The organism is Paenibacillus sp. J22P169, assembly GCF_059691995.1.
The window spans coordinates 22,739-43,033 of the sequence record NZ_JCAUAO010000015.1 but is presented as its reverse complement, the minus strand read 5'-3'; the positions used below and the strand labels follow the sequence as shown (position 1 = coordinate 43,033).

The 20,295-nt window shown below is 46.0% G+C and carries 13 protein-coding genes and 1 pseudogene; 6 read left to right on the top strand and 8 right to left on the bottom strand.

Annotated elements, in window-relative coordinates:
• The first annotated feature begins 5 nt into the window (after window positions 1-5).
• The gene (locus AC58QG_RS34165; RefSeq protein WP_497366461.1) at window positions 6-707 is read left to right on the top strand and encodes an MBL fold metallo-hydrolase; all 702 of its coding nucleotides are present in this window, start codon (window positions 6-8) and stop codon (window positions 705-707) included.
• Window positions 708-1,233: 526 nt separating this feature from the next.
• Here AC58QG_RS34165 and AC58QG_RS34160 read toward each other — a convergent pair.
• The 3 genes from AC58QG_RS34160 to AC58QG_RS34150 form a co-directional block, all read right to left on the bottom strand.
• A complete protein-coding gene (locus AC58QG_RS34160; protein WP_497366510.1) occupies window positions 1,234-2,499 on the bottom strand; it encodes a voltage-gated chloride channel family protein in 1,266 nt (421 codons plus the stop codon).
• 69 nt (window positions 2,500-2,568) lie between these two features.
• On the bottom strand, window positions 2,569-4,011 hold the full coding sequence (locus AC58QG_RS34155) for a SulP family inorganic anion transporter (RefSeq protein WP_497366509.1): 1,443 nt from the start codon (window positions 4,009-4,011) through the stop codon (window positions 2,569-2,571).
• Window positions 4,012-4,175: 164 nt separating this feature from the next.
• Window positions 4,176-5,672 carry a DHA2 family efflux MFS transporter permease subunit gene (locus AC58QG_RS34150; protein WP_497366460.1) on the bottom strand — a complete coding sequence of 499 codons (1,497 nt, stop codon included), beginning with the start codon at window positions 5,670-5,672 and terminating at the stop codon, window positions 4,176-4,178.
• Between the two features lie 227 nt (window positions 5,673-5,899).
• On the opposite strand from AC58QG_RS34150, the gene AC58QG_RS34145 reads away from it, so the two are divergent.
• Complete coding sequence (locus AC58QG_RS34145) at window positions 5,900-6,499, top strand: TetR/AcrR family transcriptional regulator (RefSeq protein WP_497366459.1); 600 nt, start codon at window positions 5,900-5,902, stop codon at window positions 6,497-6,499.
• Between the two features lie 66 nt (window positions 6,500-6,565).
• Here AC58QG_RS34145 and AC58QG_RS34140 read toward each other — a convergent pair whose 3' ends face one another.
• The 4 genes from AC58QG_RS34140 to AC58QG_RS34125 form a co-directional block, all read right to left on the bottom strand.
• Entirely contained in the window at window positions 6,566-7,435 is an 870-nt protein-coding gene (locus tag AC58QG_RS34140; RefSeq protein WP_497366458.1) for a DUF8832 domain-containing protein, read from the bottom strand.
• Between the two features lie 29 nt (window positions 7,436-7,464).
• Window positions 7,465-9,903 (bottom strand): heavy metal translocating P-type ATPase, encoded by a 2,439-nt coding sequence (locus tag AC58QG_RS34135; protein ID WP_497366457.1) that lies wholly within the window; start codon window positions 9,901-9,903, stop codon window positions 7,465-7,467.
• A 14-nt stretch (window positions 9,904-9,917) separates the two neighbouring features.
• Entirely contained in the window at window positions 9,918-10,118 is a 201-nt protein-coding gene (locus tag AC58QG_RS34130; protein WP_056618135.1) for a copper ion binding protein, read from the bottom strand.
• A gap of 184 nt (window positions 10,119-10,302) precedes the next feature.
• A complete protein-coding gene (locus AC58QG_RS34125; protein ID WP_497366456.1) occupies window positions 10,303-10,626 on the bottom strand; it encodes a metal-sensitive transcriptional regulator in 324 nt (107 codons plus the stop codon).
• Between the two features lie 122 nt (window positions 10,627-10,748).
• Here AC58QG_RS34125 and AC58QG_RS34120 point away from each other — a divergent pair, with 122 nt between their 5' ends.
• From AC58QG_RS34120 to msrA, 4 genes and pseudogenes are all read left to right on the top strand, one after another.
• Complete coding sequence (locus AC58QG_RS34120) at window positions 10,749-11,318, top strand: TetR/AcrR family transcriptional regulator (RefSeq protein WP_497366455.1); 570 nt, start codon at window positions 10,749-10,751, stop codon at window positions 11,316-11,318.
• A 256-nt stretch (window positions 11,319-11,574) separates the two neighbouring features.
• Window positions 11,575-12,288, top strand: coding sequence for a cytochrome c biogenesis CcdA family protein (locus tag AC58QG_RS34115; RefSeq protein ID WP_497366454.1), 714 nt, complete (start codon window positions 11,575-11,577; stop codon window positions 12,286-12,288).
• Between the two features lie 19 nt (window positions 12,289-12,307).
• Window positions 12,308-12,862: a redoxin family protein gene (locus AC58QG_RS34110; protein WP_497366453.1), complete on the top strand. Its 555-nt coding sequence runs from the start codon at window positions 12,308-12,310 to the stop codon at window positions 12,860-12,862.
• Between the two features lie 27 nt (window positions 12,863-12,889).
• Window positions 12,890-13,996 (top strand): annotated as a pseudogene (msrA, locus tag AC58QG_RS34105) (peptide-methionine (S)-S-oxide reductase MsrA).
• Window positions 13,997-14,069: 73 nt separating this feature from the next.
• Here the strand turns inward: msrA and AC58QG_RS34100 are convergent.
• Window positions 14,070-19,979 (bottom strand): galactose-binding domain-containing protein, encoded by a 5,910-nt coding sequence (locus tag AC58QG_RS34100; RefSeq protein WP_497366452.1) that lies wholly within the window; start codon window positions 19,977-19,979, stop codon window positions 14,070-14,072.
• Window positions 19,980-20,295 lie beyond the last annotated feature (316 nt).

Below are 20,295 nucleotides of genomic sequence, written 5' to 3'. Positions count from 1 at the left end.
TCCGCATGAAAGCTCAACAGCTTGTTAATGGGGTCTATCAATTACCACTCGGGACAGTTAATGCTTACTTAATTCAAGAAGAAGAAGAAGAAGACGGTCTCATTCTGATTGACACCGGTACACCAGGAAGTGCTCCCAAAATCTTGGAGGGAATCCAAGCCATCGGTCATAAACCCTCGGACTTGAAAACCATTCTACTTACGCATGGCCATCCTGATCATGTAGGGGGTACTGCCGTACTGAAGCGAGCGGTTCCGCATGTGAAGATTTATATCAGCGAAGTCGATGCGCCGATCGTAGAGAAAGGGCAGCCACAGCGACCGCTGACGGCAACGTCAGGTCTTATGAATAAACTGATGTTCCGTTTATTCATCAAAGAAACGCCGATAGAGACCTTTCCTATCGACGGGTATCTAAAAGCGAATGATACACTTGATTTCGCTGCCGGTTTGCAAACCATCCCTGCTCCTGCACATAGCGCAGGTCAATTTGCCTTGCTTCTGCCCAAGCAAGGGGGCGTGATGTTCGCCGCGGATGCAGCGGCTAATATGATGGGCCTTGGCTGGAGCATCGGCCACGAGAACTTCTCGCAAGCGAAGCAGGATTTGATCCGCATAGGGAAAGCGGATTTCAATGTCGCTTGCTTCGGCCATGGCAAGCCGTTGCTGCAGAAGGCCTCGCAAACGTTCCGGGCCAAATGGTCATAAGTGCGCTTACCACGTAGTATTCGCCCTTAGGAGCCGATACATTCCTAACTCCCACACACAAGCGCGACCGAGCATATCCCCTATGAGCGGGATGCTACTTATCATCGCCACATCTCTGCTGCTCACTCGCATGAGCTGCTTTAGTCCGATTCTGCCGAATTATTTGCTCTTTTCCCTTGTGTGAGAGTGGTTGGGGCGATTTAATTGGGCCATTTAGAACTAACTACGATTTAATGACGCGGCCAGTGAAATTAATTCGATAATTCCGGACTAATGAGTGCCGGGGGAGCAATCTGCCCCCGTTTAGTCGATAAAATCGACTTACTGACACGCCTGGGACTAATCCGCGACCTCAGCTGTCCCGTAAGGTTTCAGCCAAGAGTGCCGTGTGTTGGCGCTTTTTACATTCCTACTAACTAAATAAAGGCCGTCCAAGAGTAGAACTAACTACTCATCTGACAGCCTCCACACCAACCGACACTATCGTGCTCGGTTCTTACTCTTACTCTTACTCTTACTCTTACTCTCACTCTTTCTTTTTCACCTTGATCGAAGCCAACGTTGCTCCCTCAGCTAGAGCATGTCTTCTCGATTTGGACAATCCGATCCGCTGTGAGGTGTAAATCCCCGAGTGACCAGAGAACAGATAGCTCACGATACAGGCCATGAACATGTAGATGATCCCTTCGGAGCCAAACAGCTCGACGCCCATGATGAAGCAAGCTAACGGTGTGTTCGTGGCTCCACTGAATACCGCGATAAGCCCCAACGCTGCCAAGAATGGCGCGGAAAGACCTAACAGATCGGCAAGTGAATTGCCCATCGTGGCGCCAATGACGAACAACGGGGTTACTTCCCCGCCGAGATAGCCCGCCCCGAGCGTCAGCGCGGTAAAGATAGTCTTCCACAAGAACGCGAAGTGGGCGACTTGCTCCTCAAAGGCTTGCTGAAGCAGCGGAATACCCAGCCCGAGATAATCCCTCGTTCTAAACACCGCTACAAGCGCGATAATAACGAGACCTCCAACAAAAGCTCTCAGCACAGGATTAGCCAATAACCGGGCGTACAGCTTTTTCAAACCATGGGTAAGCTCGCTAAATAAGATACTGGCTAAACCAAACAGAATGGAAGCGAACACGACTTTGAGTACAACCCCTGTGGATAACGCTGGCACGGCCCCCATGGCATAATGAATGTGGTGAATCCCCCACGCCATGGTTACGGTATGTGCCACCAAGCTGGCAATGAAGCAAGGAATCAGCGCCTGATACCTTACCATCCCAATAGCAGCCACTTCCAAAGCAAAGATTGTTCCTGCAAGCGGCGTTCCAAAGACAGAGCCGAACCCGCTGCCAATCCCGCACATGAGTAGGATTTTCCGATCATCCTCGTCCACTCTGAATATGCGCCCGATCCATTCGGCAAAGCTTCCCCCCATCTGAACGGCAGTCCCTTCGCGGCCCGCTGATCCACCAAATAGATGCGTTACTAGTGTCCCGATGAGCACCAAAGGAGCCATACGAAAGGGAATCGTCTCCTTGCCATCATCATGTAGCTGTTCGAGGATCAAGTTATTCCCCTTGCCCGAATTTTTGCCGATTTTCAGATAGATATAAGCCATCAGTGCCCCACCTGCGGGCAGAAGAAATAATACCCACGGGTAAGCTACTCTACTCTCGGTAACTAGATCTAAGCTGACTAGAAACAGCGCCGAAGCTGACCCCGTCACAATACCTACGAGGCTGCCATAGAAAATCCACTTTATGAAAGAGCCTATTAGTGCAGCATGCATGAATTTAGCGGCATATTCGAATGCCTTTGGACGATTGTTCAACGTAATTTCCACCCCTCATAGAAAGGCCTAATGCTGCAGCGGTCCGACTCGATCCATTAGAAGCTTGCTTTCCGCGTTCAAGCCAATGATCGTTACGGTTTTATTCATTTGTTCGTATTTTTGCATCGTTTTGGCAATCGCTGTCACCGCCGAATGGTCCCAAACGTGAGACGCTGCGAAATCGATAACGATCACTTCCGGATCATTTTTATAATCGAAAAGCTCAACGAAATGCGCCATCGTACCGAAGAATAGCTGTCCCTTTATACGATACACCTTAGATCCGTTCTTCTCAATGGTCGCGTGAGCCTTAATTCTTGCTGACCGCCAACCATAAACCAATGCACTCAAAATCACACCAGATACAACGCCTATCGCCAAGTCAGATGTAGCCAAAACGACGGCAACCGTCACGACCATGACAAGCGCATCACTCCGAGGAATTCTAGCGAGCGTTCGCAATGAGTTCCAATCGAAGGTCCCGATCGACACCATGAACATCACGCCAACTAGCGCGCCCATCGGGATTTGCTTCACGACATCGCCGAGAACGAGAATAAGGAAGAGAAGAAATACCCCAGATACGAACGTGGATAGCCGCGCTCTACCACCGGATTTCACATTAATAACGGTTTGTCCGATCATCGCACAACCTGCCATCCCACCAAATAACCCCGAGACCACGTTAGCGATCCCTTGACCTTTTACCTCTTTATTTTTGTCGCTTTTCGTTTCCGTCATCTCATCCACAATCGTCGCCGTCATCAAGGATTCCGTCATACCTACAACCGCGAGCGCTAAAGAGAACGGCAACATACGCCAGATCAGCTCCAGCGAGAAATCAATTTGAGGTATATGGAAAAATGGCAGCTCTTGCGTGATTTTGCCCATATCCCCCACAGTACGAAGATCCAGATGCAGACTCATGGAGATAATCGTCATAACAATAATCGCCACGAGCGGTGAAGGCACCACCTGCGTGAATCTAGGCAGTACATAGATAATCGCAAGCGTGCCTGCAATCATCAGCGGCATTTGCCAATTCGCCCCTTCAAAGCTTGGGAACTGCGCCATAAAAATAATGATCGCTAGCGCATTCACGAATCCTGTCATCACCGAATGAGGGATAAATGTAATGAACCTGCCAAATTTCAAAGCCCCCATCACGTACTGGAGGACGCCTGTCAGTATCGTCGCGGCGAATAAATACTCGATCCCGTATTTCGCCACGACAGGTCCCATCAACGATGCCATAGCCCCAGTAGCTGCCGAAATCATGCCTCGGCGCCCCCCTACAATGGATATCGTAACGGCAATACAAAAAGAAGCGTACAACCCTACCATCGGATCTACACCTGCTAAGATCGAAAAGGCGATTGCCTCTGGAATCAACGCTAAAGCCACCGTTATGCCTGCGAGGACATCCTTTCGGACGTTCGAGAACCACGCCATTTTAAACTTTTGAACCAACAACCTGTCTCCACTCCTTCTTCATGCTTCTTGACCTTTCAGTCTCAGAAAAGTCGGGTCCGCTCGTCAACTTGTCTCATTATACACAAATGTTCGACATCCCTCTAGGCAAAAATAAAGAGCTCCTCCATGAAACGGAGAAGCTCCTAAGTTACTTCGTTCTGTTACTGTGAAACACTAACCGATTTCCGACTAGTCACGGCATCTTTTTCTACTTCCTCTGCCTGGCCTACACGTTTAATAAAGAAGGAAAGCAGCAAGCCGACGACGCCAATACCGATAATGACGAGATAGGAATCATTAATCCCTTGAATAGTCGCCTCTTTAATCATATCCTTCGTAGCCGTCGCTGTTTTACCTGCTGTCATTAACTCGATGACATGAGATTTGGTTCTGGTCGTCATAACGGTTACCAGTAGTGCCGTACCAACGCCGCCTGCTACTTGCTTAATGGTATTGGAAATCGCGGTACCATGCGCATTCAGTCTTGCAGGCAATTGATTGAGACCCGCCGTAGTGATTGGCATTAAGAATAGCGCCATCCCGAAGCGTCGTCCTGTAGACATAAGAACTAAATACGTATAGCTTGTCGAATCCGTCAAATTGATGAATCCAAGTGTAGTTACGATCGTAATGGCCATACCGATAATGGACAACCACTTCGCTCCGAACTTATCGAACAGTTTACCAGCTACTGGCATCATGAAACCCATAAGCAGTGCGCCAGGAAGCATTAAGATACCAGACTCTAACGCAGTATATCCGCGAGCATTTTGCAAATACAACGGAAGCAGCATCATATCAGCATACATGACCATTGTAACTGCGATGTTGATTAAAGTGGTCAGGGTAAACATATTGTGTTTGAACGCCCTAAGATCCAATAGGGGTTCTTTGATAACTAGTTGACGCCATGTAAACAAAATTAAGGCAACTACACCGACAATAATAGATAAGATAACCTCCGCGCTTGACCAGCCTTTGCCACCAGCACTACTAAAGCCGTAAAGAAGGAAACCGAATCCAATAGTTGAAAGAATGGCACCCCACATATCAATTTTGGGATATTGACGTTCAGAGACATTTTTCAGGTAGATAAAAGCGACGGCAATCACGATAACAACAATTGGAATGATGCCGTAGAAAAGAGTACGCCATGAATAATGTTCCAAAATATAACCAGCTAGAGCAGGACCAACTGCAGGGGCAAAAATGATTGCCAATCCGACCATTCCCATAGCTCCTCCACGCTTATCTGGCGGGAAGATCGTCAAAATAACGTTCATAAGAAGTGGCATGATAATACCAGCCCCAGCTGCTTGAATCAGACGGCCCGTCAACAACATCTCAAAACCTGGCGCCACGGCTGAAACAATAGTACCGATGAGGAAAATAATCATGGACGCTTGGAAGAGCTCTCGCGTCGTAAAGCGTTGCATCAGGAACGCAGTTATCGGAATTAAAACACCGTTAACCAACATATAACCAGTGGTCAACCATTGGCCAGTTGAAGCGGCAATATTGAATTCGACCATGAGTGGCGGTAAGGCAACGCTCATAATCGTTTGATTCAAAACGGCAATGAACGCCCCCAGAATCATAACAAATAGAAGGGGACCTTTCTTAATAGAACTAGGATCAAATGCTGCAATTTTACTCATATCATTATTCCTTTCACCTTTCAATTTCTAACTAATTGACATTGTGTTGTATAATAAACTTGATGTAAATATATTATAGTCATCAATCCTCATGTTCACAAGCAACAGCTTTTTTATAAATGTTTATTAGTTTACAGTTTTAATGAATATGTCGTCTATCTATCAGATTATCTACAATGATTGCAGAAATTGTCGTATAGAACTTTGGAGAGAAGGAATGATCGCTCATGTCAACAAAACCACAACGAGTAGACCCGCGTGTGCTCCGGACACGCCTATTGATTCGAAATGCCTTTATCGAATTACTTCAGGAGCTTGAGCTTGAGAAAATAACTGTGAATCGTATCGCAGAGCGAGCGACAATTAATCGCGTTACCTTCTATCTTCATTATCAAGATATTCCCGACATGGTTGATAAGCTGGCAGAAGACATGATTAATGAAATCCATGCCATCTTGAAGGAAGCTCCGGATCCGCCTGGCTTTAATATGCAGATCATACTGAACATGCTTGAGCATATCGCGGCAAATTCAAATTTCTACAAGGTTCTGCTTGCTTCCAAGCGTATACCTGTATTTACGGAACGGCTCATGAAGCTGATCGCTGATTTTATCACCAGTCGAATGGACAAATTAGAGGCATCCTCCACTTTGAATGTTAAGGTTAAGAAGGATATCGCAATCTGGTATGGCTCCTCGGCCATCATCGGCACGATCGTGTTCTGGCTGCGCAATGATTTACCCTACACGCCGGTTTTCTTGGCTTCACAGCTCTCAGAATTGCTGCATCTCCCTCAACCCGAGTCTGCATCACATCCCAAATCATAATGCCATGCAAGCAAAATAAGCCCTTGGTCCCTTCATATGAAGGAATCAAGAGCTTATTGATATACTTTATTTCACATCAACGACGAAGGGAACGGTAAACACTTCTCCGTTATGTTGAAACTGTCCCCAAATCTTATAGGTCCCTGCTTCCGGGAATGATGTCATGAACTTCGCCACAGGGCCTGTCGCCTTCTCTTCTACCGGATGAACATGAATATACTGCTCCGCATCCGCTGACAGAATCACAACATGACCTACAGCGCCTAAGTAAGGCTGCAGATTCGTGATATCCTTTTTCGTCTGAGCATCACGAATCATAAATGAAAGTGTCACATCTTCATTAATCTTTGTAGAGCTAAGAGAGAGCTCAACAGCTTTTCCGCTAACCTCTTTCACTCGCTTACTGTCAGCTGTGATCGCAGCATGAGCGGCCTCTTTACCGTCCACCTTTACCCATTGACTAAGCGCTGTACTGGTTCCGCCGCTTGGAATGAAATCAGCAATGAGCTTATATTCGCCGCCTGTTGGGAAACTCGTGTCGATCGTAAACTTGCCATTTCCTTGATACTCAGGATGAATGTGATGAAAGAAAGATAAGGTGTGATCAACAATAATCAAATGCAGCAATTTCTCGTGATTGACTTGGAAATCCTGCACGGGCTTGCCGTTGTTGTCCTTAATTTGAATGGTCAGTGCTGTCTTATCATTGGCCTTCAGACTTGTTGATTCGAACAGAAACGATGCTTGAAGTTTGGGGGATGTCTTTTCTTTTTCTGCACCGTGTCCACTGTGTTCGTCTGCAATTGGTGGGATAGAAGCCTCACCATGAGCAACATGTTCACTCTTGCCTACTGCTGTATCTTTTACACTGCCGCATGCGCTCAGGAAAAAAACAGCGAGCACAGCTGAAATAAGCCCTATTTTCTGAATATACACGTGTTACTCTCTCCTGTTTCGAAGTGAATTTAGTTGCGAATTCTCACACGTTGAAGACGAAGCGCATTAAGAACGACAGAGACAGAGCTTAATGCCATGGCTAGACCTGCTACCCAAGGCGCCAATAAACCAAGCGCAGCAATGGGTATGCCTAATGTATTGTAACCAAGCGCCCATACCAAATTCTGTTTGATGTTCCTCATCGTTACGCGGCTCATGTAGATAGCATCCGGAATACTCGATAAATCGCCGCGCATCAGCGTTACATCAGCAGCTTCCATAGCCACATCCGTGCCTGTTCCGATTGCCATCCCGACGTCAGCCGTCGCAAGAGCAGGGGCATCGTTAATACCATCCCCGACCATCGCTACTTTCTTACCTTGCGCTTGAAGTTTTTTCACCTCTTCCGCTTTTCCTTCCGGTAAAACCTCGGCACGCACATGATCAATCCCCACTTGAGCTGCGATGGCTTTGGCCGTCCGCTCGTTATCGCCGGTGATCATAATAACCTGAATACCCATCCCTTTCAGACGGCTAACCGCGGCGTGTGAGGTTTCTTTGACGGTATCCGCTACAGCTACTATACCCCCGTACCCTTTATCGATGGCAACAAGCATAGCTGTTTTACCAGACTCCTCAAGCTTTGACATCGTGTCATAAGCGCCCTTCGCATCTACATCGAATTTCTCCATAAAACGCCTAGTTCCGATAAGCAGCTCTTTCCCTTCAACGACAGCTTTAATCCCATAACCAGGGATGGCCTCAAAGGATGCTGTTCCTGGTATTTCAATGTTTTTCTCTTTAATGCCTGCAACGATGGCTTCAGCAAGGGGATGCTCCGAGTTTTTCTCTGCGGCGCCTACAAGTCGTAGGAATTCCGCTTCGTCTCCCTCCGTGATTACATCGGTAAGCTCTGGCTTCCCTTTGGTGACAGTACCTGTTTTATCTAAAATAATGGTGTCAATTTGATGGGTTTGCTCCAGATGCTCACCGCCTTTGAACAAAATACCCAGTTCAGCTGCTCGCCCTGATCCCGCCATAATCGAAGTTGGTGTCGCTAAACCCAATGCACAAGGACAGGCAATGACCAAGACGGCTATCGCTTTTTCCAAAGCCCCTGCAAAATCCCCCGGCGTCACAACGAAATACCAGACAAGGAAAGTGATAAGGGAAATGCCCACAACAATGGGGACAAATATCCCTGAAATGACGTCCGCCACCCGTTGGATCGGAGCCTTAGAGCCTTGTGCTTCTTCGACAACTTTAATAATTTGTGCCAGCGCTGTTTCTTTCCCTACCTTCGTTGCTTGTATGCGAAGCATCCCATTTTTGTTGATAGTTGCCCCGATTACTGTATCACCGAGCTTTTTTTCTACGGGTAGACTTTCGCCAGTGAGCATGGATTCATCCACCGAGGATAAACCTTCGAGCACTTCTCCATCTACTGGTATTTTGTCACCCGGACGGACCAGCACGATATCCCCAGCCATAACTTCTTCAATTGGTATGTTAAGCTCTTGACCTTCACGGATGACCAAAGCTGTCTTCGCCTGCAGTCCCATCAAAGACTTGATCGCTTCCGATGTCCGTCCCTTAGCGAGGGCTTCAAACCATTTCCCCATTATCACTAATGTAATAAGCACAGCGCTTGTTTCATAGTACAAAGACGGCCCATGATGCATGCTGGCGCCACCGAGATACCAATCGATCGTCGAATACAGACTATAGAAGTAAGCAGCTGACGTTCCAAGTGAAACCAATACATCCATGTTCGCCGAGCCGTTTCGCAGCGCTTTGTAAGCACCTTCGTAGAATTGTCTTCCGATGTAAAACTGCACCGGAGTTGCCAGGATCAATTGAAACCACGGATTCATGAAAAATTCCGGTATCCATAACCATGAGGTAAACGAAAAGTGGCTGACCATCGACCACAGCAATGGCAGTGATAACACCGCCGATAGCAGAAGTTTACGCTTTTGCTTATTAACCTCTTGTTGCCGGTGTTCGGAAAGGTCACCCAGATCTTGCTTGAGGATTGCCTTGTAGCCAAGCTTCTCCACCCGCTTCTGCAAGTCAGAAACCGAAGCACCAGCTGGATTGTACTCCACATGGGCGACTTCCATCGCAAAATTAACTGTAGCCATGCTAACACCTGGCACCTTATTTAAGGCCTTCTCAATTCGCTGAGCACAAGCCGCGCAAGTCATGCCTTCAAGCTGTAAGTCAACGGTCTCCTTCACCGTATCATAACCAAGCTTCTGAATGCTTTGTTCCATCTTGGCAACATCGATTCGACTAGGGTCATAAGTTACCGTTGCTCGTTCCATCGCGAAGTTGACATTGGCTTCCGTGATCCCTTCCAACTTGTTTAAACCTTTCTCAATTCGATTGGCACAAGCGGCGCATGTCATTCCTGTAATCTGCAGTGATGTTTGCTTTGTATCTGTTGCAGCATCAGCAGTTGCCATCCTCTACACCTCTTTTAGTTGACGTCGTATCCTTGATCTTCAATCGCTTCTTTAATCGCATCTTGCGTCAGCTTATTTTCATCGAATTCCACATGGACCGTTCCGTTGGCTAAGTCCACTTTCCCTGTAGCGCCTATCGTTTTCAAAGCTCCCTCAACGGAATTCACACAGTGATTACAAGACATACCTGCTACTTTCAACGTTACATTTTGCATCTTTCATTCTCCTTTATATGTTGGATTTAATGTCATCTTTGTAAAAGGTTCTTGCCTATTTCAGTATTTCCCGATTGAAATTGTTCAACAACCTTGACTTAAATTTAGTATACCCCCCTACCCTATATTAGTCAAGAGTCAACGAGAAAGAATCTGGAGTTCTCATCATTCTCCAAATCCATCCTCATTTCATAAGTTTATTAATCGTTGTTAACAATTCTGTTATCACTTCTTCGTCGCCATCTTGAATGCGATCAATCACGCAACTTTTCATATGATGCTCAAGTAACTGCTTGCTAACCCCATTTAGCGCGGATTGGATGGATGAAATCTGATTTAGTACATCGTCACAATACGTATCTTTTTCGATGAGTCCCTTAACCCCTCGTATTTGCCCCTCGATGCGGTTCAATCGGGTAATCAGATTACTCTTGGCTTTGTCGGAATGGTGGCTCTTTCGTTCGCTTGAAGTTGCACACATTTCGTGTGGGTTGCTCTCATCCGTCATCACAATCACTCCCTATTGATTGCATTTTATCATAGCCCCCCACCCTATGCAAATGACAAAAGGGGTTGCATTGTTATAAACGACCGGTCTAATATATAGGGGTAATAGAAAGGAGATTCCCTATGAAACCCAATACTCGCGACACGATTATCGCCGCCGCGCTCGAATTGTTTTATTCACGCGGTTACACAGCGACTGGTGTACTCGACATCACCAAAGCCGCAGGCGTGCCTAAGGGCTCGTTCTATCACTTCTTTCCAAGTAAGGAAGCGTTGGCTGAAGCGACCGTCATTGAATACACCAAGAATAATCGTATCGAGCTCCTTACTACTTCCAGCCCTTCCCCGCTTCGACGTATTCATAACCATATTGATCATCTCCTAGACTTTGCAGAGCGTGATGGATATGTGCGAGGCTGCTTATTCGGAAACTTCTCGACGGAAATGCCATCTCAAAGTGACTTGGTTTCGCGTGCTGTTGCAGCCGCCCTCGACAATTGGGTCAAACAGCTCACATTAACGATTACCGCGGCAAAAGAGGCTGGTGAAATCACCACGAACTCTGATCCTGCGAGACTCGCCACCCATATCGTTGCCAGTATCGAAGGTGCCCTCGCACAGTCCAAGGTCGCCCGCTCCAGCGCCCCCCTAGAACTAACGATTACTACAATCTTTACGGATCTTCTCTATTAGACTTATTAGACATCTTTATGTTCAGCATGATACACAAAAACAGCAGTTCAAAGTAACTTCTGAGCTGCTGTTTTTTGACGATTTCATGTAAAAGTTTCACATGCCTGAACCCATCTTTTACGCAGTTTCATTGGCTGAAAGCTGACTATTTTAAACTGAATCTGCAATCCCTCGCACATTAATTTTCGTAGAGAGCTTGCAAATACTAGACGACCGGTCTATTATATAGAAACGGGTAAGGAAGGAGGCTACATATATGTTCACAGAACATGTTTTTGCCGGAAGCGTTTTTATTGCAGGATTATTATCTTTTTTCTCACCATGCATCTTACCCTTACTTCCTGTGTATATGGCTCATCTCGGTGCGGTTTCACCTAGAAGTAACGCAAGGGTAATTCCATTAGGAAAGCTGAAGCTTCATCCCCATCTGATCGGTAATACCTTATTTTTTATCTTAGGCATCTCTTCCGTCTTCTTACTACTTGGGTTTGGGGCAGGAGCCTTGGGGACGGTTATTAATAGCTCCTTGTTTATCGTCTTTTGTGGTGCCGTTGTTATTGTATTCGGGATCTTTCAGACAGGTCTTATCCAACTACTTTTTCTACAGCGGGAGAGAAAATTAACTATTTCAACGAGTGAGAAGAAAGGATTCACAGCGGCATTCTTGCTTGGCTTAACGTTCAGCTTCGGATGGTCACCCTGTATCGGTCCCATATTGGCCGCTGTTCTTAGTCTTTCTGCAAGTGAGGGGTCGTCGCTGGTTGGCGGAGGATATATGCTCGTTTATACGCTCGGATTAGCTATTCCATTTCTGATTCTTTCTATTTTTTCGGATTTATTACTAAGTAAGCTAAGAAAACTGAATTCATATACACCTACAATAAAAGTCATATCTGGTATCTTGCTTATTGTGATGGGCGTATTGCTTATGACGAATAACTTAAATATACTTGCTCTTATTTTTAACTAACTAGAGAGGCGATTCTATCATGATTATAAAAAGAAATTCGATGATCTCTATAGCTATCTTGCTCACGCTACTAGTTCTCACGGCTTGTGGAAGTAAGCAAGCTGCACAGTCAGAGAATTCACCTCGAACTGCTTTAAATAAAGGACAGGCTGCACCTCAGTTTGCATTGAAAGACTTAGATGGTAAGAAAGTCGATTTAGCTAGCTTTGCTGGGGACAAGGTTTATGTGAAATATTGGGCTTCTTGGTGTTCGATCTGTTTAGCTGGGTTGGATGAAATTGATGAATTGGCAAGTCAGAACAATGATTTTAAAGTAATTACTATCGTTAACCCCAATTATCGAGGTGAGCAATCCTCCGAGCGCTTTACCAAGTGGTTTAAGGGGTTACAGGCCGAACAAACAGGAACTAATGTAACTGTTTTGCTAGATGAAGATGGCAAGTGGGCTCAGAAGTTTGGGGTCAGGGCATATCCATCCTCGTACTACATCGGTTCTGATGGCATTCTGGCTAAGTCTGTTCCAGGTCATAACTCAAATAGTGCGATACGAAACAATTTCGACGACATTCACTAATGATTAAAGCTCCTAGGAGGAAATGAAATGAGACGATTTGTTCATATAAGTAGTTTGCTGCTCCTACTGTTTGTTACAGCTTGTGCCACTCCAAGTTTCACTTCACAACCTGCAACGAAAGCGAGTACAGGACCTACGACTACCCGTTCAGAAAATCCGAATGATACTATTGATTATTCAAATAGCAAACTGCAAACCATCTATTTGGCTGGTGGTTGCTTCTGGGGTGTAGAAGCTTACATTTCGCGTATTCCTGGTGTACAGAATGTAACTGCAGGATATGCTAATGGCATAGGGGAAAATCCCACATATAAGGATGTTGTTCGGGAGGATCGTAAGTTTGCCGAAGCCGTTGAAGTTAAGTATGATCCGGAACGAATCGCGTTATCCGACCTGCTAAAACGCTTCTTTAAAATCGTCAATCCGACAAGTTTAAATAAACAGGGGAACGATGCAGGGATCAGTTATCGTTCCGGCGTTTATTATCTTAACGAAAGCGACATTTCCGTTATTAATGAAGTGATTGCTAGTGAACAGAAGAAATATGATAAAAAGATCGTCACGGAAGTGTTGCCTTTAACGAACTATTACTTGGCTGAAGAAGAGCATCAAGATTATTTAGTGAAAAATCCAAATGGGTACTGCCATGTTGATTTGACTATTCTGGATGAGCCTATTAAAGTAGACCCCACTTTGTACACACGACCGAGCAACGAGGAACTGAAAGCGAAATTATCGGATCTACAATATCAGGTAATTGTGCTTGGAGCCGAAGAACAGGCTTTCTCCAATGAATACTGGAATACGTATGATCCGGGCATCTACGTTGATATCGCTACAGGAGAACCCCTTTTCTCCAGTCGTGACAAGTACGATTCAGGCTGCGGGTGGCCAAGCTTTACTAGACCGATTGATCCGGATGTCGTGACTTATGAGAAGGATACGTGATATAACTTAGTCCGTACGGCGCTTAAGAGCCGTGTAGGCGGCATTCATCTGGGGCACGTGTTTGATGACGGTCCTGCCGAATCGACAGGTAAAAGATATTGTATCGATAGTGCCTCCATCCGATTTATTCCACAGGATAAGATGCAGCTGGAAGGCTATGGATATTTACGTGCAGCTGTGGAATGAATAAGTGATACGTAAAAAAAGACCGGGAGCACTTCTTACAAGTGCTTCCGGTCTTTTTTATGTTATCTCTTCGTTATTGATAAACTTCCATTTCCCATAAAGAGTAACCATATTGAGTATTTCGTTGCGTACCGGTCATTTTAACATACCTAGCGTTGGTTGGGCTAAAGTCTATGTTATCAATGCCGCCTTTTCCAGTTGTCGTGGCATACACGGGTGCCCAAGACTCACCATCTGTGGATACTTCGATTGTATAAGCTTTTCCCGAAGCATTTTCCCAATTCAAAATGACCTGACTAATCGAGACGGTTGCTCCTAAATCAATGTTTATCCATTGCGGGTCGCTGAAGGCAGACTCCCAACGTGAGCCTTTATTTCCATCTACCGCATCATTGCCGCCTCGAAGTGGGTTCTCGGACGTGAACGTCGGCTTGTTCAAAGCAAGATTAACTGCCAAATTCGGCGTAATCTCCTGCTGAACCGAAGCTTCGTCATAGCCAGTTGCCTGAACGCTGATCGTGTAGCTGCTTGTCTCTGTAAACAAGGAGGCATCTAAGGTGATATTCCCCGGTGTCACGTTATATTTCGCTGCGTTTATCGTTGCTCCATTTACTTTCACCGTTTGGATCGCTTCTCTCCATGCCGAATCGTCCACGTAGGTGATCTCAATCGGCTGACCAATCGTATTCTTCGTCGTATCAGCCGTTAGTTCAGGAGTTGTTACTGGTACTGTCGGTGCACTCTCAGCGCTGCCGTACACTTCAAATTCAAAAAGCGAATAGCCGTATTGCGTTGTCCGCGTCGTACCGCTCATCTTGACATATCTTGTGCTCTCTGGTGAGAACGGGATGTCGTTGATGCCTGGTTTACCTGTTGCTGTTTCATAGACAGTTTTCCAAGTTACGCCATCCAAAGAAACTTCTAACGTATAGCTCTTTGCCGCTGCATTTTCCCAGTTCAGGCGCACATAGTTAATGACCATCTCCTTGCCCAAATCAACCGTGATAAACTGAGGATCACTGAATGCGGACTCCCAGCGCGACCCTTTATTTCCATCTACGGCTTTATTACCGCCTTGAAGAGGGTTCTCGGATGTGATTGTCCGTTTGTTCAAAGCAAGATTCAGTGACAAGTTCGTGTTCGTGGTAACTTCCTGCTGCACGATTGCATCATTATAGCCAGATGCCTGAATGCTGATCGTATAGTTGCCGGCCTCTGTAAATAAGGAGGCATCCAAAGCCATTTTCCCAGACGCTACGCTATACTGAGCAGCATTCAAGGCCGTTCCATTTAGTTTGACAGCGTTAATCGCATTTCTCCATACCGCATCGTCCGCGAAGGTGATCTCGATTGGCTGACCAATCTTATTCATCGTCGTATCTGCGATCATTGTAGGGGATGCTAGTACATCGGATGGGTTTCCGTATACTTCAAATTCCCACAGCGAATAACCATATGCGGTTGTCCGTGTTGTGCCGTTCATCTTCACGTATCTTGCGCTCTCAGGTGAGAACGAGATGTCGTTGATACCTGGTTTACCAGAAGTTGTGGTATATACGGTTTTCCAACTGGAGCCATCTAGGGAAACCTGAATCGTATAATTCTTGCCAGCGGCATTTTCCCAATTTAGAAGCGCGCGGCTTACTTTGTACTCTGAGCCCAAATCAACTGTTATGAATTGAGGATCGCTGAACGCCGACTCCCATCTTGTGTCCTTGTTTCCGTCCACCGCTTTATTACCGGCTTGTCCCGGATTCACCGATGTGATCGTTGGTTTGTTTAGCGCAAGGTTCACTGTTGAGTTCGTAATGACAAATTGCTGAACGACAGCGTTCGTATAACCTTTGGCTCCAATCATGATCTCGTAGATGCCAACCTCTGGGAATAATGAAGCATCCAACGTAATTTTTTCTGGCGCAACACTATATTGACCACTGTTCAGTTCTCTTCCATTTACCTTCACAGCATTGATCGCACTACGCCAAGCTGCATCCTCGGTAAATGTGATGTCGATTGGCTGACCGACACTGTTCATCGTCGTATCTGGCGTTAATTCCGGTGTGTCCAGAACACCCGAAGGGGTACCGAATACTTCGAATTCCCAAAGGGAATAACCGTAAGCGGTTGTCCGTTTTGTACCTTCGACTTTAACATATCTTGCGTCCACTGCCGGGAACGTAATGTCGTTGATCCCTTCATGTCCACGCGTTGTGGCATAGACGGTTGTCCATGATTCCCCATCCTTGGAAACCTGAACAGTATAACTTTTACCTGCTGCATTCTCCCAATTCAAGCGTACATGGCTAATCTTATATTCTGATTTCAGATTGACTGTAATGTACTGTGGATCGCTGAAGTCAGACTCCCAACGCGTATCCAACTTTCCATCTACGGCGAAGGTGCCAGCTTTGTTAGCTTTCTCCGAAGTAAGGGTTGGTTTGTTCAGCGCAAGGTTAACCGTGGAGCTCGTGATGACATTTTGCTGAATAGCAGCATCCGGATATCCGTCCGCCGAAATCGTAATGGTATAGCTCTTTTCCTCTACAAATAAGCTTGAATCCAAGGTGATTTTACCTGGTACTACGTTATATTTCGCAGCATCCACAATGACTCCGCCAACCTTCACGGTGTTAATTGCGCTTCTCCATGCCTCATTGTCTGCATAGGTCAATTCGATCGCTTGCCCCGTCGTATTCTGTGAAGAATCCGCCGTTAGTTGAGGAGCTATTTTGGCATTCTTATCACTAACTTTCGTCGGATCCACTTTCACAAGCATTTTCGGACCAACGATAGCAGAACCTGTTATGCCAGCTGCGTTACGGAAAGTAACAGTAACAGGCGCATTCGTCGGGTTCCAAATCATAGATGAATAGGTTGTACCTTTTTTATATACCGTCGCCCCAGACCATCCAGTTGCCCAGATTTCATTGGAACGCTGACCCATAGTGGCCATGTTATGTACGAACCAATAGGTGTCGAAAATCTCGTTCTTTTGTGTACCTTCAACCGTCCATTTGTTTAGAACACCTTGTGGGTCGCTAAGTGACTGGATTGGCCAAACAATATGCTGCCAAGCCGTCTCAGGTCCCTTATTATCCTTCACGAATCCATTGTATAAGTCCGCAGCTTTTTGTGTATCAAAGCCATAGCTTGTCAAATATTCCCCAGTAGGCAGCCAGTGGATGCCGTATACATTAACAGGATCTCCGCTGAAGAATGTGCCAAAATTATACGCACTTCCGTACACTTGACCGACCGATTTGTGCTTAAACCCAGGCAGCCAGTTGTCATTGTCATAATTGAACCAATATTGCTCTACCGCTTTCAATTCGGTCGTAAAGCCATAAATGGCGATATCGCGATCTGCTTTACTGCCTGAAAGCAAGCTCCACATATATTCCCCGACCCAGCCGAAGAGTGCCTCTCCCGCTGCTTCTTGGTTATTCCCGCTGTTATTGTCTCCATACCCGCCAGCCCATGAATGGCCTTCATACGGATCGAAGTTGCGAAGGAATGGATAGAGTGGATCGTTTTTGGATGGGTTGGCATAATCCCGAATAAGGTGCTCAACCATTCCGCCATAATTGTCTTTGAAATCCTGATCATAGGTCGCTAGAATAGCGGAAGCAAACGCATAATACCCATATGTAAAATGGTGATCCGTTAAACCAGTATTTGCACCGAATTCACTGGATTTGTAATACATGGTACCCCAAGTCGGATCGTAATACATGAAGTATTCCGGTTCGCCCTTCGTGTACGTATACCAGTCGGTTAGTATCGTTTTCAATCTGCTTAGGAAAATATTTTTATAATACGTATCACCGATTTGATCGGCGATCAACACACCCATAGCTAAAGGATGCAGCACTTTTCCTTGCCAGTAAGCATCGCCCGCCATTATATTTTTGGAGGTCGACTCGTCCAGGAAATCTAATTGCTCTAGCAGGGCCTCACGTGAATATGTCGGATCTCCTGGTTCGGTAAACTGAGGCACGATCCCGTAGAATTTGTCTACCGTAGTAAAAGAGTTGCCTTCATGCAGCTTCAAAGTACCCCGAATGGACGTATAAGTCAGATTCGTAAGCGATGAATCCGTCAACTTCCATTGATGAGGTAGTAATGTCATCAAAGTTGTTGGTGCTAAATCAGCCCGCTTCTGATCGATTGTGACATCGAACTTGGTCGTGACGTCCGAGGATTCCTCGTTAAAGCTCGGAGTTACCGTCGTATTCGTGACGAAGGCATAAGCATGTTGATAGAAATAGTTCAAATCACTGGCTGCAGGAATCGTAGCCAAAGACAAGTAATTTTGCCCATTACCAAGTCGAACCTTAATTTTGCCCCCGACTTTCGTAAACGTGGAACCTTCAGGTGCGAACACACCGTAGTTTCGGATCACTGTTTGCGGTTTCGGAGCGCCATCCTTATTGGTGACGGTGAATCCGATATGGTCCGCCTTTACAGAAGCGCCTTCAGACGCCAGTATCTCATTGTTGCTGTCATCGAAAAACCGTGTTGTAGCAGGAAAGTATAATTCCGGTGTTGAGGGATCGCTGAACTCCGAGTATAGATAAGGCGAACCTTTGACGAACGTTGTTTTCATTTTTTCTGTCTCGTTATCGCTTAATACAACAGTGGCGGACCAGTCGCTGTACCCGGATATTTTGTTCTTGATGCGGGATGCACTGATATTACCTGACATCAAGTACACATCGGGATCTCCGCCTGCATACTGCGAATTCCCACTCTCATCCACCCAGCCCGCGCCAGGGTTCAGGATACTAAGACCTTGATTGGTATATTTGGATTTAAGCGGAAGTGTGATCAGACTGTCACTCAAATCTTTGATCAATACGGACTGCCACCAATCGTTGGAGGCAATCGGTGCAGCGACATTATCCGTTTTATTGACCGGTGGTCTAGGCTGCGGCATCGAAACATCATTTGTTAAATAACCGCCTTTTCCAACATTAACCGTAGAAGCAGTTGGCAGTGTAGGGATGGTATACGTCGGTTTGGCATCTCCAGGCACGTAATCGTATACGGAGAAATTGAACAGCGAGTAGCCGAAGCTAGTCGTCCTGCTGATTCCTTTCATTCTCACATAACGGCCACTGGCATATACAGGTGTATCCATTAAGCCTTCTCGTCCGTTCATTTCTCTGTAAATCGTCTTCCAATTGACGGCATCATCAGATACTTGAAGGTCGTAGATTCTACCTGCTGCATTTTCCCATTGCAATCGAATACGCCCGATCGTGTGAACGCTCTCCAAATCAACATAAATCCACTCATCGCTCGTATCGTGAGATGACCATCGTGTCTTCAAATCCCCGTCTACCGCATACTGCGGGACCATAAGGGGTTTATCTTTTTCAGCAATTTGGTAGGAAGAAGCGACTACTGGTTTATTTAAAGCGAAATCCTCACCAAGAACAATGGGTTGAGGATTAGTTCCACCTGTACCGTAAACTTCAAATTCATAGAGAGAAACGCCATAATTCCCAGCGCGCTCAAGAGACAGCATACGGACGTAACGTCCAGATCCTGTTAGCGCAATCGTGTCCACGCCTCCATCACCGGTGGTGTTTTCATAAATATCTTTCCACTCTGCTTCATCGTCAGATACTTGAATCTTATAGGATTTGGAATAGGCGTTCTCCCAACGGAGAACAACTTGGTCAATGGTTGCTTCAGCACCGAGGTCAACATAAATCCACTGTGGATCTGCACTAAAGGCGCTGCCCCAGCGAGAGTCCTTGACGCCATCTACCGCTTTGTCGGGCGTTAATCCTCCCTCCATCGATGAAGCGTAAGTTGCTCCCTCATACGAGATTAGATGCGAAGTACCGGCAGCCTTTGCGGCAGTCGCCTTTGGGGTAGGTACCACGCTAAATACGCTAAGTGCCATGGATGAAGCGATCGATAAAGAAATAATCTTAAAAAATTTCTTGCGAATACTTCTAGCATGTAATGCCATACCAATTTTTCCTCCTTAAGATGTTGCCCCTGTGGGGTTTAAGCTGTGATTGCAGTCATTGCTAAAACGAAACGTTCCGCGCAAAATTTGTCGACTGGTTTTCACAGCCTGATTATATTCTCCACTGGTAAAATAAAACAATAAGCATATCTACCTAAGGTTTCCAGACTACTAGTCCAACTTATCTGTGGGAGGAAAGCATTGAAATGCCATTTTTGATTCCTTATTTCCAGCCGAGGTTGAGCCATTAATTCAAGATGTATGCTGTGCTCATCGCATGTCTATCCCTTCAAACAAACTCATGTAAATTAATGGG

Bases quoted from the DNA above. Each gene is read 5' to 3' on its own strand.
- AC58QG_RS34130 (WP_056618135.1), bottom strand. From the start codon at position 10,118: ATGCAAAATGTAACGTTGAAAGTAGCAGGTATGTCTTGTAATCACTGT.
- AC58QG_RS34120 (WP_497366455.1), top strand. From the start codon at position 10,749: ATGAAACCCAATACTCGCGACACGATTATCGCCGCCGCGCTCGAATTG.
- AC58QG_RS34145 (WP_497366459.1), top strand. From the start codon at position 5,900: ATGTCAACAAAACCACAACGAGTAGACCCGCGTGTGCTCCGGACACGC.
- AC58QG_RS34160 (WP_497366510.1), bottom strand. From the start codon at position 2,499: ATGCATGCTGCACTAATAGGCTCTTTCATAAAGTGGATTTTCTATGGC.
- AC58QG_RS34150 (WP_497366460.1), bottom strand. From the start codon at position 5,672: ATGAGTAAAATTGCAGCATTTGATCCTAGTTCTATTAAGAAAGGTCCC.
- AC58QG_RS34100 (WP_497366452.1), bottom strand. From the start codon at position 19,979: ATGGCATTACATGCTAGAAGTATTCGCAAGAAATTTTTTAAGATTATT.
- AC58QG_RS34115 (WP_497366454.1), top strand. From the start codon at position 11,575: ATGTTCACAGAACATGTTTTTGCCGGAAGCGTTTTTATTGCAGGATTA.
- AC58QG_RS34135 (WP_497366457.1), bottom strand. From the start codon at position 9,903: ATGGCAACTGCTGATGCTGCAACAGATACAAAGCAAACATCACTGCAG.
- AC58QG_RS34165 (WP_497366461.1), top strand. From the start codon at position 6: ATGAAAGCTCAACAGCTTGTTAATGGGGTCTATCAATTACCACTCGGG.
- AC58QG_RS34110 (WP_497366453.1), top strand. From the start codon at position 12,308: ATGATTATAAAAAGAAATTCGATGATCTCTATAGCTATCTTGCTCACG.
- AC58QG_RS34125 (WP_497366456.1), bottom strand. From the start codon at position 10,626: ATGACGGATGAGAGCAACCCACACGAAATGTGTGCAACTTCAAGCGAA.